Consider the following 13,322-nt stretch of genomic DNA (forward strand, 5'->3'; position numbering starts at 1 on the left):
ACGCCCGTGAACAGGTAAGACACGTCCATACCGACGAAGACCACCCGGGCCGCCCGGCTCGGCGAGCGCGCTCCCACCCACCGCGACGCTCTCCGAATTGGTGCCAATCACACCGAGTTCTGCCCATCCGGCTGATGGCGTCGTCCGCTGTGCGGGCACCACCTCTGGCTGGGCGGACGAGGGCGTCGCGGGTGCCCGGGGTCGCGGTCAGACGAGCCGGCGGTCGGCGGCCCACCGGGACAACTCGTACCGGTTCGACATCTGGAGCTTGCGCAGCACGTTGGACACGTGCGTCTCGACCGTCTTGATCGAGATGAAGAGCTCCTTGGCGATCTCCTTGTACGCGTACCCCCGGGCGAGCAGCCGCAGGACCTCGCGCTCCCGGTTGGTGAGCTGGTCCAGCTCGGGGTCGGCGACCGGCGTGTCCGGCCGGGACGCGAACGCGTCGAGCACGAACCCGGCCAGCCGCGGGCTGAACACGGCGTCACCGTCGGCCACCCGGCGGATCGCGTCGGTCAGCTCCTCCGGCGAGATGGTCTTGGTGACGTAGCCCCGGGCGCCGGCCCGGATCAGCCCGATCACGTCCTCCGCCGCGTCGGACACGCTCAGCGCCAGGAACTTCACCTGCGGGTGGGTCCGCCGCATCGCCTCCAGCACGGCCCGGCCGCCCCCGTCCGGCATGTGCACGTCGAGCAGCACCACATCCGGGCCGGTGGCCGCGATCCGGGTCACCGCCTCGGCCACCGAACTGGCCTCGCCCACGACGTCGACCCGGGTGCCCAGCTCGGCGCGGACGCCGGCCCGGAACATGGCGTGGTCGTCGACGAGGAACACCCGCAGCGGGCCGCGCGGCGTCGCACTCTCGACCGGTTCCTGCTCGGACATGGTCACCTGTCCCTTTCCGCAGTGGCGCCGGAGCCGCTGATCGGCAGGATCAGCCGGACCTCGGTCCCTTCTCCCGGCTCGGACCGGATCTCCGCCCGGCCACCGTGCCGTCTCATCCGTCCGATGATCGAACCGCTGACGCCGTGCCGGTGATTCTCCACCGTATCCGGGTCGAAGCCCTTGCCCCGGTCGCGGACGAACACGCTCACCTGCTCCGGCTCCACCTCCGCGTAGAGCGACACCGTCTGCACCCCGGCGTGCCGGGCCGCGTTGACAAGCGCCTCCCGGGCGGCGGCGACGAGCGCGCCGACCCGCTCGTCGGTCTCCCGGTCACCGACCACGACCGCCTCGACCGTGATCCCGAACGTGTCCTCCACCTCGGCGGCGGCCTGCTCCAGCGCGGCGGCGAAACGCTCCGTCGGCGAGGCGGTCGGCTTGTAGAGCCAGTTGCGCAGCGAGCGCTCCTGGCCCCGGGCGAGGCGCTGCACCGTCTTGACGTCGGCGGCGTTGCGCTGGATCAGCGCGAGCGTGTGCAGCACCTGGTCGTGCACCATGGCGGCCAGCTCGGCCCGTTCCTGCTCGCGGATGCGGCCCTCCCGCTCCGACCGGAGCTGGTTCCAGGTGCGCCAGAGCACCGGGCCGGTGACCACACCCACCCCGGCGAGCCCGACCAGCGCGAAGATGACGCCGTTGAGCACCGCGTCGAAGTTCTGCGCCGGCGAGTAGACCGCGGCCACGCCGATGATCCCGACCGCGACGAGCACCCCACCGCCGATGAAACGGAGCACGAAGGCCCGGCGGTCGCTCTCCTCCACCACCGCGCCCAGCCAGGGCACCGCGGAGTCGCCCCACTGCCGGCGCCGCTCCGGGCCGGACTGGTGCCAGATCACCCCGGCGCCCACCGCGATGATCGCAACCAGCCAACCGGCGGTGCCGGCCGCGCCGACCGAGTCGAACGCGACCACCTGGAGCAGCAGGACACCCAGCCCGATCGCCACGAACGGCAACAGCTCGGCGAGGTCGCGGCGGGGCGGGGCGGCGGTGTCGCCGGGCCGGGGCGGCACCACCGCCCAGAAGGCCGCGTAGAGCAGCAACCCGAGCCCGCTCAGCCCGAGCAGCACCATGAACGCCACCCGTACCCGGAGCACCGGGATGCCCAGGTGGTCGGCGATGCCGGAGGCCACCCCGGCGCCCAACCGGTGCCCGGTGGCCCGGTAGAGACGTGGGGGGTGCGGCGTGACGGTGCTGCTGATCGGAAGCTCCCGGGTCGGCGCGGAGATGCCGGCGGCGGCCGACGCTCCGATCGTCACACGGCGGAAGGCCCGGGACCACGGGGACGCCCCGGACATTCGCCGCCACCGGATCTCAGGGTGGGGTCAGGGTCGGGTCCTGAGGTCGTCCGGGCCGCCGGGGCAGCAGTATCGAAGGCATGACCGAGGACGCTGCCCGTCCGCCCCGCCCCTGGGCGGCAGCACAGGACGATCCGCCGCCGCCCCCGCCGGGGCCGGCACCCTCCGCCGACGGCGCGCCACCGCCCGGTGGCGACGCGCCGTTCGCCGGCCCACCACCAGGTGGGTACGCCCCACCGCCCGGCGCCGCCGGATTCACCACCCGGTACGGCCTGGTCCGTCCCCGGGAGGGTCGCTACCTGGCCGGGGTGTGCGCGGCCATCGGCCGGGCCACGAACACCGACCCGGTGCTGTGGCGCGTCCTCCTGGCCGTGCTCGGCTTCTTCGGCGGCATCGGGCTGCTCGTCTACGTCGCCGCCTGGCTGATCATCCCCGGCGAGGGCGACACCGCCTCCCCGGTGGAGTCGATGCTCGGCCGGGGCCGCTCCAGCATGTCCCCGGTCACCGTGATCGTCCTCGGCATCGTGGTCGCGGTCGGCTTCGGCTACGTCGTCACCGACGGATTCCGGGCCATCCTGCTCGGCGCGGTGATCCTGATCGGGGGCGCGCTGATGCTCAACCGCGACCAACGCGGACCCGCCTTCCGCACCGGCGCCCCCGGCCAGCCGCCCGGAACGGGTCCGGTGCCGCCGGTCGCCTGGCCGCCGCCGGCGACCGCGCCGGGCGCCGGGCCGCAGGCCGCGTCCTGGGCCGGTCCGCCGGCCGGTCCGGGGGCGCCGTGGACCGGCGAGTCCACCGGGTACGCGGCACCCGCCGGGACGGCCGCCCCGTCCGGACCCGGCGAACCGGCCGGATCCGCGTCGCCGGGCTGGCCCGCCGGCCGGGCCGGGGGTGACACCGGCTCCCCGCCCTCGCCCACCGCCCCTGCCGAACCCGGCTATCCGACCCCGCGCGTCGAACCCGGCTATCCGGCCACGCCGCTGTCCGCCCCGGGCTGGCCCGCCGCGGCAAGCACCCGACCGACCCCCGGGCCGGTGACCGCCGCGCTGCCCGGGACGGCCGGGGACACCACCCCGGCGTGGCCCGCCCCCCCGACCACAGGTGGCCCGGTGGGCGAACCGTTCACCGCGCCGCCGCCCGCTCCGACCGGCGCACCGCTGCCACCCGGCGGCTACCGACCGCCGTTCGCGCCACACGGCCCGTACGCCGGCTCGCCTCCCGCCCCGGCGCCGGTCCGGCCGCCGCGTCCGCCGAAGCGGCCGAAGGAACGCTCCCCGCTCGGTGCGATCACCTTCTCGCTGATCTTCCTGGCGCTGGGTCTGGTGGCGATGCTCGACCTGCTTGACGTGTTCCCCGTCGGCGCCGCCGGCTACTTCGCCGCGACGCTCGCCACCATCGGCCTCGGGCTGCTCGTGGGCACCTGGTTCGGCCGGGCCCGGTGGCTGATCGCTCTCGGCCTGGTGACCGCGGCGGCGCTCGGCGTCGCCACCGTCGCCGAGTCCTACGACCGGGTCCGGGGCATCGACGGCAACGTCACCTGGGCGCCACCCGACCGCCGCGACCTGGCCGACCGGTACGAGAACAACTTCGGCGACGCGGTGCTCGACCTGCGGGCGATCGACTTCGACGGACAGGACACCCAGGTGACCGTCGCGGTCAACTTCGGCAAGGCGACGGTGGTGGTGCCGCCGGACGTGGACGTGACCACGGTGGCCGACGTCAACGCCGGTGACGCCTCCGTCTTCGGCCGGCGCACCGGTGGGCTCAACGGCCGGCTCTGGGAGAGCACCGATGCCGGCGCGGACGGCCCCGGTGGGGGCACGCTCCGGCTCTACATCCACGTGAACGCCGGAAACCTGGAGGTGACCCGATGAAGGCCCACCGCACGGACCTCGTGTCGTTCGCGTTCGGCCTGATCTTCCTCGGGCTCGCCCTGTGGTGGCTGCTGGCCCGGATCCTCGGGCTGGCCGTACCGCCGGTCGGCTGGTTCCTGGCCGGCGGGCTTGTCGTGATCGGGTTGCTCGGCCTGGTCGGCGCGCTGCGCTCGGCCCGCGGCCCGGAACAACCATCCCCGCCGGGCGGGCCGGAGACGACGGTGGCCGCGCCGTACCGCGACGGCACCCCGGCCGGCGCCTTCGCGGCCCCCGCCGAGGCCGACGAGTGGGCCCCCGCCGGGGCCGACGAGTGGGCCACCGCCGCGGTGACCGACGAGCCGACGCCGGCGCGGGAGGACCGGCCCGCCGACGCTGAGCCGGTCCGGTCACCGGCCGAACCGGCGACCGGGGGACCGTCCACCGTCGAGCCCGAGGGCCGGTCCGGACCGGCCACCCGCGAGCTGCCGCCGGTGCGCCAGGAGACCGAGGAACCACGCGCCTCCGGTGGACCGCCGGTCTGAGACCGCGCCGGTGTGACGGCGCGAAGACGCGGCCTATGCTGGCTGAGGGAGATCTCGCCGCCGACGTCCGGTCCGAGCCACCCGACCGCGCCGGGCGCACCCGGTCGGCCGGCCGGGTCGCCGAGGCGGTCCCCGTCCGTCCCTACCTCGTCAGGAGCTCGCCCGACATGACCCAGTCCCCCGCCGTGCGCGTCACCGGACCGTCCGGTGCGGTCCGCCTCGGCGAGCGCGCCGCCCGTACGCTCGTCGCCGAGTTCGCCCGGCGTAACGACCCGAAGGCCGGCCTGCTGGTCGGCGCCACCCCGGAGTCCGCGGTGCTGGCCGCGGCGATCGAGGCGCTGCTCCCGGGCGACCGGCTGGTGGTGACGCCGGCCGAGGGCGCCGCGACGGTGGCGCTGCGGGAGCACGTGACGGCCCAGGGCCGCTGGGTCGCCGACCGGGTACGGGTGGTCGACACGCTCTCCGAGGCGGACGCGGCTGCGGTGGTGATCGTCGCCGAGCCGTTCACCGGCACCGCCGAGGAGGCCCGCGCCGCGGTGGACGGGCTCGCCAAATACCTCGCCGAGGGCGCGGTGCTCAGTGTCGCCGCGCCGCTGTTCCGCACCGAGGGCGCCGGCCCGGAACTGGACCGGCAGGGCGTGCTGCACGGCGTCCGCACCGACGTGGTGCTGCGTAACTCCCCGCCGGTGCGCGTGCACCACCTGCGCTTCACCCCGGCACCGGTCACGCTTGCCGCCTCGCTGTCGCCCGCGTACCGGCCGTCCAGCGTGCCGTTGACCCGCCGGATGCACATCGACTCCAACGGGGTGGCCGCCGCCGGCATCACGCTCGGCCTGGCCGCCCTGGCCCGGGCCGCCCGGCCGAAGTCCCGGCTCTGGCTGCTGCCGGCGCTCGCCACGGCACCTGTGGCCGCGTTCTTCCGGGACCCGGAGCGGGACGTCCCGGAGGACCCGACGGCCGTGGTCGCCTCGGCGGACGGCCAGGTCCTGTCCGTGCAGCGGCTCACCGACGAGCGCTTCGGCGACGGCGAGTGGCTGCGGATCGCGGTCTTCCTGTCGGTGCTGGACGTGCACGTCAACCGCGCCCCGGTGGCCGGCAAGGTGGTCGACTACTTCGTCGCCGACGGCGGCTTCGTCAACGCGATGAAGCCGGACGCCGAGCACAACGTGGCGGCGTACACGGTGCTGGACACCGATCACGGCACGGTGGTCGTGGCCCAGCGCACCGGGTTGATCGCCCGCCGGATCGTGCAGCGGGCGGCGGTCGGGTCACTGCTCGCGAAGGGCGAACGCTTCGGGCTGATCCGGTTCGGTTCGCGTACCGACGTCTACCTGCCGGCCGAGGCGGCGGAACCGCTGGTCGGCCCCGGCGACAAGGTGGTCGGCGGCGCCACGGTCATCGCGCGCTGGCGCTGACCCGCCGGACATGCGAGAAGGGCGCCGCTCGTGCGAGCGGCGCCCTTCTCGTCGTACGTGGTGTGCGTGTGCCTCAGGCGGCGCGACGCTGGTGCAGCCAGAGCAGCGGGCCGCTGACCAGGTAGCCCACCACCACGAGGGCGAAGGTGAGCCGGATGTCGACGAGCGCGCCGACCACCGGGGCGAGCCAGAGCCACGGCGGCAGCTTCACCAGCCGGGCCAGCTTCGCGTACGGGAAGCTGGACACCATGGCGAAGGCGAGCAGCGCCACGCCGGCGACCATGACCAGTCCGGGGACCGGGAGCCCGATCGCCACGGTCAGGGCGAGCACCGCCGCCGCCATGGTGGTCGGTACGCCGCAGAAGAAGCGGCCGTCCTTCGGCGAGACGTTGAACCGGGCGAGCCGGATGGCCGCGCACGACGCGACCAGGGCGCAGGCGACCGCGGCGGCGGCCGGCGGCGCCGAGCCGACCAGGGAGGCGTAGACCACCACCGGAGCGGCGAGGCCGAACGAGCACATGTCGGCAAGTGAGTCCATCTGCGCGCCGAACGGGCTGGCCACGCCGAGCTTGCGGGCCAGCGCGCCGTCGAGACCGTCGAACGCGACGCACGCGATCAGGCAGACCGCGGCGATCCGCACCTCACCCTGCATGGCCAGGAAGATGGCCAGCATGCCGAGCATCAGGCTGCTCAGGGTGCACGCGTTGACAAGCGCGAACTTGGCCCGCCGAGCGGCGGTGCGGTCACCCGGCAGCAGCGGGATCGACATCGCCGGAGCGTCGTCGTCAACCGGGGCGACCGGAACGACCGGGGCGACCGCCGGGCTGATCGGGCGTACCGCTTCGAGGTCGGCGTCGAACCGGCCGTAGCGACGGCGCTGGCGGTCGGCGTAGCGGTGGTCGGGGGTGACCAGGTCGGTCCTGGAACCGGCCGGGCCGTCCCGGCGGCCCACCCGGACCAGCAGCACCTGGCGGGCGAACGTGCTGCTGCGGCGCAACCGGCCCGCCCAGCGACGCCCTGCGGGGCGCGGACTGTCAGTCGTACGACGCCGGCGCCATGGGGCTCTCGGCACGCTTCCTCCATCACCGGATCGACTGGCCGCCCACGTCGGGGCGGGTGTCCGGCTGTCTCGTGCCGGACCTTTCGGGCCCGGCAGCCCATTTGCGGAGTACACCATTGCACAGGGGACAAGGGCTTGGCGATAGCTGCCGGCGGTACTTATAACTCCCATAACCGCGCGAAGCGCTCAGTTATTCCCATCTCGGGCCGCAACGCCCATTTTCCTTGGCTCGTCCCAACTCCTGACTGTACCGGAGGTGGCCCAGGGCGGCTCGGCGAGCGTTTCAGCTCACCCGCTGCCCGGTCGCCCACCTGGCCACGTCGGTCATCGACAGACCGGTGACCTGCTCCCGCGTGAACCAGGCGGCCCGGGCGGTCGAGCCACCGGCCAGCTCGGTCACCACCGCCTCGGTCGGCGCGTCCACCCGTACCCGGTAGATCACCCGGACGCCGTGCCAGTCCAGCGGCCGGCCCTCGGGGCCGAGCGCGGCGGGAGTGTGCAGGTTGTCCACGGCCAGCAGGTCGACCACCCGGCCCAGCTGCCCGGCCTCCTCCACCAGTTCGCGGAGCAGCCCGGCGGCCGGCTGTTCCCCGTGCTCGGTGCCGCCGCCGGGCAGGTGCCACCGCCCCGCGCCCGGGTAGCCGTCGGCGATCATCGTCAGCAACACCCGGTCGTCCGGGTCGGTGACCAGCCCGTACGCGGCGAAGCGCTGCCGCCGGTCGGCAGCCGGCCCGGTCGGCGCGACCGGGAGCGCCCGGGGCAGGTCGGCCGGCAGTGGGGAGACAGGCAGGCCGAGCAGCTCGGCGGTGAACGGCATCAGCGGCCGGGCGGCTGCCTCGCCGAGAGTGAACCAGGCCACCTCGTCGCTGCCACCGTCCGACTCGGGCCGCAGCCGCCCACCGCGGGCCTCGATCTCGAAGATCAGCCGATCGGTGTGCACCGCCACCCCGTCGGGCGGGTAGGTGGACACGTCGGCGATGGCGGCGGCGATCCGGCCGACCGTCACGGTCAGCCCGGTCTCCTCGGCGAACTCGCGGGCCACGGCGACGGCCGGGTGCTCGGCGTGCTCGACCCCGCCGCCCGGCAACTGCCACACCCCCGGGTACGGACACCGGACGCCCCCACGCGCCAGCAGCACCCGCCCACCCGCGTCCCGCAGAACCCCAAAGGCCCCCACCCGCCGCAGCCGCTCCACCCGCACCACCCCTTCCCACTGCGTCGATCATGAACCTATTGCCCACCGCAACGGCGTGTCGTGGCAATAACTTCATGATCGACCCCGGGGGTGGGGGTGGGGTGGGGTTGTTAGAGGAGGTGGGCGGCCTGGACTGCTTCGGCGGTTACCTCGGTGAGGCGGTCGGTGGGGAGGGCGCCCAGCTCCTCGCGGCGGAACCAGCGGGCCTCGCACGTGGAGCCGCCGACGTCCGCCACCGTGGGTGGGGCGGGCTGGTCGACGACCACCCGGTAGAAGGCGCGGACGCCGTGCCAGTCGATCGGGTAGCCCTCCGGGCCTAGCGAGGCCGCATCGCGGTGGCTGGCCACCCCGAGCAACTCGACCAGGCGGCCGGTCTGCCCGGTCTCCTCGACCAGCTCGCGGATCAGCGCCGCGGCGGGCTGCTCACCGTAGTCGGTGCCGCCGCCGGGCAGGTGCCAGCAACCGGCACCCGGGTAACCGTCGGAGACGCGGGTCAGCAGCACCCGCTCCTCCGGGTCGGTCACCACCGCGTACGCGGCGAAGCGCTGCGCCCGGTGCAACCCGTCCGGACCGGGGACGGCGTAGAACGAGGGGAACTCCGGAACCTCCTCCGGCACGACGTCGTGGCTGGAGGTGGGCAGGCCCAGGGCGCGCGCGGTGAACGACCGCAACGGCAGCTCGCGGGCCTCGTCGAGGGTGAACCAGCGGGCCAGGTCGGTCGGGCGGTCGACCCGCTCGGTGAGCGTCCCGCCGCGGACCGAGACGGTGTAGAGCAGGCGGTCGGTGTGGATCGTGATGCGCCGCTCGGGCAGCGCCCGCATGTCGGCGAGCACGTCCTGGAGGCCGGCGACGGCGACCGAGAGGCCGGTCTCGGCCGCGGTCTCCCGAACGACCGTGTGCTTGGGGTCCTCACCGTGGTCGACCGCGCCGCCGGGGAGCGACCAGGTGCCGGGGGTGCCGGAGCGCTCCGATGCGCGGACCAGCAACACTCGGCCGTTTGAATCAGCACAAACTGCGTATGCCGCGATCCTGCGCAGCGGCTCCAGCGAGGTGGTCACGGGAGCAAATTCTCCCCGGAGCGGGTTACCTCCATCGAAAAGAGTCAGATTCCTGACACACTGCTGGTGCCTCAGGGACGGATCAGGGTAAGCGTCCGGGCGGTCACCGAGGTCGCCCGCCGTCCGGCGCGGGACCGTGGAGACATGACCTACCCGAACCCTTCCCAGGCCCCGTACAAGCAGCTCCGCCGACCGGTGAGCGACCGCATGATCGCCGGGGTGGCCAGCGGTGTCGGCCGCTACTTCGCCCTCGACCCCACCCTGGTGCGGGTGGTCTTCGCCACCGCCACGGTGCTCACCGGCGGGCTGGCCGCGCTCGCGTACCCGATCATGTGGTTCCTGATGCCCGAGGAGCCGGCCGGCGCGCCCGCCTGGCCGCACCCGCCGGGCACCGCGCCCGGATGGCCGCCGGTCCCGCCGAGCGCGCCGGGGACTGCGCCTCGGCCGGAGGCCGGGCCGCCGCCGGCCGCGTGACCCGGCGTCACTCCCACTCGATGGTGCCCGGCGGCTTACTGGTGACGTCCAGCACCACGCGGTTGACCTCGGCCACCTCGTTGGTGATCCGGGTGGAGATCCGGGCCACCACGTCGTAGGGCAGGCGGGACCAGTCGGCCGTCATCGCGTCCTCGCTGGAGACCGGGCGCAGCACCACCGGGTGCCCGTAGGTGCGTCCGTCGCCCTGCACGCCGACGCTGCGCACGTCGGCGAGCAGCACCACCGGAAACTGCCAGACCCCCCGGTCCAGGCCGGCCGCGGTGAGTTCCTGCCGGGCGATCAGGTCGGCCTTACGGAGCAGCGCGAGGCGCTCCTCGTCGACCGCGCCGATGATCCGGATGGCCAGGCCCGGGCCGGGGAACGGGTGCCGCCACACCATCGCCTCGGGCAGCCCCAACTCCAGGCCGATCGTGCGTACCTCGTCCTTGAAGAGCGTGCGCAGCGGCTCGACCAGGGCGAACTTCAGGTCCTCGGGCAGGCCGCCGACGTTGTGGTGGCTCTTGATGTTGGCGGTGCCGGTGCCGCCGCCGGACTCCACCACGTCCGGGTAGAGCGTGCCCTGCACCAGGAACTCCACGTCACCGTGGGCGGCGATCTCCCGGGCGGCGGCCTCGAAGACCCGGATGAACTCGCGGCCGATGATCTTGCGCTTCTGTTCCGGATCGGTCACCCCGGCGAGCGCGCCGAGGAACCGCTCCCGGGCGTCGACCACCCTGAGCGTGATCCCGGTCGCCGCCACGTAGTCCTTCTCCACCTGCTCGGCCTCGCCGGCCCGCAGCAGCCCGTGGTCGACGAAGACGCAGGTGAGCTGGTCGCCCACCGCCCGGTGCACGAGCGCCGCCGCGACCGCCGAGTCCACGCCGCCGGACAGGCCGCAGATGACCTCCTTGTCGCCGACCTGCTCGCGGATCCGGGCGACCTGCTCGTCGATGATGCTCTCCGGCGTCCAGGTCGGCGCGACCCCGGCGATGTCGTAGAGGAAGCGGGTCAGCATCTCCTGCCCGTGCGCGGTGTGCCCCACCTCGGGGTGGAACTGCACCCCGGCCCGCCGACCGGCCACGTCCTCGAACGCGGCGACCGGGGCACCGGCCGACTCGGCGGTGACCGTGAAGCCGGCCGGCGCCTCGGTCACGCAGTCGCCGTGGCTCATCCAGACCGGCAGGTCCGCCGGCAGGTCGCGCAGCAGCACACCGGGCTCGGTCAGGCGCGGACGCAGCGGGGTGCCGCCGTACTCCCGGTTGCCGGTGCGCGAGACCGTGCCGCCGAGCGCCTGCGCCATGGCCTGGAAGCCGTAGCAGATGCCGAACACCGGCACACCGGCGTCGAACACGCCGGCGTCGATCTGCGGGGCGCCCGGGGCGTAGACGCTCGACGGGCCACCGGACAGGATGATCGCGGCCGGGTTCTTCGCCAGCATCTCGGACACCGGCATGGAGTGCGGGACGATCTCCGAGTAGACCTTCGCCTCGCGGACACGGCGCGCGATGAGCTGGGCGTACTGGGCTCCGAAGTCCACCACGAGGACGGGGCGAGGCGTGCTCATGTGCGCAAAGCCTACCGACAGTCACCGGCCGCGCGGACGCGCCCCGGCGGTGTCGCGGCTGGAACGTGTTAATAAGGGGCCCCGCCTCTACCGAAGGCGTTAAAAGGGGCCCCCTCCTTTCACCGCAGCGCGGCGGGAGCGTGCGCCGGCACCGCCGGCGCACGCGGGGGGACCGGGGCCACGCGGGTGTACGGGGAGCCGAGCGGCGGGCGCGGATCGGCCTCGCCCCGGTTGGGCCAGAACGACATGGCGCGCTCCGCCTGCGCGGTGATCGTCAGCGACGGGTTGACGCCCAGGTTCGCCGAGACCGCCGCGCCGTCCACCACGTGCAGCCCCGGGTGGCCGTACACCCGGTGCCAGGGATCGACGACGCCGTCGGCCGGGGTCGCGCCGATCACCGCGCCACCGAGGAGGTGCGCGGTCACCGGAATGTTGAACGGCTCGGTCACCGCGCCGCCAGGGGTGCCGTCGATCTCCTCGGCGAGCAGCCGGACCGCCTCGTTGCCGGCCGGGATCCAGGTCGGGTTGGGTGCGCCGTGGCCCGGGCCGGAGACCAGCCGGCGACCCCGCCAGCGGGTGGTGAGGGAGTTGTCGACCGACTGCATGACAAGCGCGATGACGGTGCGCTCGGACCAGCCGCGTACCGACAGCATCCGCGCGGCCAGCCCCGGCTGCCGGACGATGCTGCCCAGCCAGCGCCGGACCCGGTGCGGCCCGCCGTCGACGAGCAGCGACTGGAGCAGTCCCATCGCGTTGGAGCCCTTGCCGTAGCGGACCGGCTCGATGTGGGTCTGCGGGTCCGGATGGAACGAGCTGGTGATCGCCACACCCTCGGAGAAGTCGAGGCCACGCCGCCGGGCCGCCCCGGAGGCCACCGAGGCGCCGAGGATCGCCTCCGAGTTGGTGCGGGTCAGCTCGCCCAGCCGGGGCGAGAGCCCGGGCAACGCGCCGGTCGCCTTCATCCGGTGCAGCAGCCGCTGGGTGCCGAGCGCGCCGGCGGCGAAGACCACCTGGTCGGCGTGGATCACCTGGCGACGCTTGCGCAACCAGGCCCCGGTGCGCTCGGTGTGCACCGCGTAACCGCCCGCCGGGTCCGGCCGCACGGCGGTCACCGTGGTCAGCGGGTGCACCTGCGCGCCGATCCGCTCGGCCAGCCAGAGGTAGTTCTTGACCAGGGTGTTCTTCGCGCCGTGCCGGCAGCCGGTCATGCACGAGCCGCAGTGGCGGCACCCGGTGCGGTCGGGCCCGACCCCGCCGAAGTACGGGTCCGGCACCCGCTGCCCCGGCCGCCCGATGTGCACGCCGACCGGGGTCGGGTGGAAGGTGTGCGCCACCCCCATCCGCTCGGCCACCGCCCGCATGGCCCGGTCCGCGCCGGTGTCGAGCGGGTACGCGGTGACGCCGAGCATCCGCTTCGCCTGGTCGTAGTGGCGGGCCAGCTCGTCGCGCCAGTCCGTGACGTCCCGCCACTGCGGGTCGGCGTAGAAGGCGTCGAGCGGCTCGTAGAGCGTGTTCGCGTAGACGAGCGAGCCGCCGCCCACCCCGGCCCCGGAGAGCACCAGCACACCACCGCCGGTCCGCCGGCCGGCGGAGCGGAGCAGGGTGATCCGTTGCAGCCCGAAGCAGCCGAGCCGCGGCGCCCACAGGAACCGCCGCGCCTGCCAGGACGTCTTCGGGAACTCGTCGTCGGCGAAGCGCCGGCCGGCCTCCAGGACCCCTACCGAGTAGCCCTTCTCGGCCAGCCGGAGCGCGGTGACGCCGCCGCCGAAGCCCGATCCGATGACCACCACGTCGTAGTGCATGAACGCATCATTACCGACGGGTAGCTATGGCGCCAGGTCGAGCTTTCGCAGATCATGCAGAGCGCTCGACCGCCGGTGCAACCTTTGGTGCCCCCGGCCGCGTCGAACCACACGGGGAGAGGACG

The 13,322-nt window shown here is 74.2% G+C and carries 10 protein-coding genes and 1 pseudogene; 4 read left to right on the forward strand and 7 right to left on the reverse strand.

What is annotated here, in order from left to right:
• Positions 1-207: 207 nt before the first annotated feature.
• On the reverse strand, positions 208-885 hold the full coding sequence (locus O7619_RS29290; protein ID WP_282284721.1) for a response regulator transcription factor: 678 nt from the start codon (positions 883-885) through the stop codon (positions 208-210).
• A 2-nt stretch (positions 886-887) separates the two neighbouring features.
• A complete protein-coding gene (locus O7619_RS29295) occupies positions 888-2,165 on the reverse strand; it encodes an ATP-binding protein (RefSeq protein WP_282288989.1) in 1,278 nt (425 codons plus the stop codon).
• Between the two features lie 149 nt (positions 2,166-2,314).
• Here O7619_RS29295 and O7619_RS29300 point away from each other — a divergent pair, with 149 nt between their 5' ends.
• The 3 genes and pseudogenes from O7619_RS29300 (at position 2,315) to O7619_RS29310 (ending at position 6,044) form a co-directional block, all read left to right on the forward strand.
• Positions 2,315-4,108 (forward strand): PspC domain-containing protein, encoded by a 1,794-nt coding sequence (locus tag O7619_RS29300; protein ID WP_282284722.1) that lies wholly within the window; start codon positions 2,315-2,317, stop codon positions 4,106-4,108.
• Positions 4,105-4,287 (forward strand): annotated as a pseudogene (locus O7619_RS29305) (hypothetical protein); the annotation flags it as partial. The gene O7619_RS29300 and the pseudogene O7619_RS29305, both read left to right, overlap by 4 nt.
• A 509-nt stretch (positions 4,288-4,796) precedes the next feature.
• A complete protein-coding gene (locus tag O7619_RS29310; RefSeq protein ID WP_282284723.1) occupies positions 4,797-6,044 on the forward strand; it encodes a phosphatidylserine decarboxylase in 1,248 nt (415 codons plus the stop codon).
• Positions 6,045-6,117: 73 nt separating this feature from the next.
• On the opposite strand, the gene O7619_RS29315 is transcribed toward O7619_RS29310, so the two are convergent.
• The 3 genes from O7619_RS29315 to O7619_RS29325 form a co-directional block, all read right to left on the reverse strand.
• Positions 6,118-7,041, reverse strand: a complete 924-nt coding sequence (locus tag O7619_RS29315) for a CDP-alcohol phosphatidyltransferase family protein (protein ID WP_282284724.1) — start codon at positions 7,039-7,041, stop codon at positions 6,118-6,120.
• Positions 7,042-7,387: 346 nt separating this feature from the next.
• The gene (locus O7619_RS29320) at positions 7,388-8,299 is read right to left on the reverse strand and encodes an NUDIX domain-containing protein (RefSeq protein ID WP_282284725.1); all 912 of its coding nucleotides are present in this window, start codon (positions 8,297-8,299) and stop codon (positions 7,388-7,390) included.
• 110 nt (positions 8,300-8,409) lie between these two features.
• Positions 8,410-9,357, reverse strand: coding sequence for an NUDIX domain-containing protein (locus tag O7619_RS29325; protein WP_282284726.1), 948 nt, complete (start codon positions 9,355-9,357; stop codon positions 8,410-8,412).
• Between the two features lie 144 nt (positions 9,358-9,501).
• Between O7619_RS29325 and O7619_RS29330 the strand changes: the two genes are divergently transcribed.
• Entirely contained in the window at positions 9,502-9,831 is a 330-nt protein-coding gene (locus tag O7619_RS29330) for a PspC domain-containing protein (protein WP_282284727.1), read from the forward strand.
• 7 nt (positions 9,832-9,838) lie between these two features.
• Here the strand turns inward: O7619_RS29330 and guaA are convergent, their stop codons facing one another.
• Both guaA and O7619_RS29340 read right to left on the reverse strand, forming a co-directional pair.
• Positions 9,839-11,395 carry a glutamine-hydrolyzing GMP synthase gene (gene guaA / locus O7619_RS29335; protein WP_282284729.1) on the reverse strand — a complete coding sequence of 519 codons (1,557 nt, stop codon included), beginning with the start codon at positions 11,393-11,395 and terminating at the stop codon, positions 9,839-9,841.
• A 119-nt stretch (positions 11,396-11,514) separates the two neighbouring features.
• Complete coding sequence (locus O7619_RS29340) at positions 11,515-13,197, reverse strand: GMC family oxidoreductase (protein WP_282284730.1); 1,683 nt, start codon at positions 13,195-13,197, stop codon at positions 11,515-11,517.
• Between the last annotated feature and the right edge of the window lie 125 nt (positions 13,198-13,322).

It is taken from the genome of Micromonospora sp. WMMD998 (assembly GCF_029581235.1).
Classification (GTDB): domain Bacteria; phylum Actinomycetota; class Actinomycetes; order Mycobacteriales; family Micromonosporaceae; genus Micromonospora.

Coding starts and splice junctions, on each gene's coding strand:
- O7619_RS29330 (WP_282284727.1), top strand. CDS start 9,502: ATGACCTACCCGAACCCTTCCCAGGCCCCGTACAAGCAGCTCCGCCGA.
- O7619_RS29310 (WP_282284723.1), top strand. CDS start 4,797: ATGACCCAGTCCCCCGCCGTGCGCGTCACCGGACCGTCCGGTGCGGTC.
- O7619_RS29300 (WP_282284722.1), top strand. CDS start 2,315: ATGACCGAGGACGCTGCCCGTCCGCCCCGCCCCTGGGCGGCAGCACAG.
- guaA (WP_282284729.1), bottom strand. CDS start 11,395: ATGAGCACGCCTCGCCCCGTCCTCGTGGTGGACTTCGGAGCCCAGTAC.
- O7619_RS29290 (WP_282284721.1), bottom strand. CDS start 885: ATGTCCGAGCAGGAACCGGTCGAGAGTGCGACGCCGCGCGGCCCGCTG.
- O7619_RS29340 (WP_282284730.1), bottom strand. CDS start 13,197: ATGCACTACGACGTGGTGGTCATCGGATCGGGCTTCGGCGGCGGCGTC.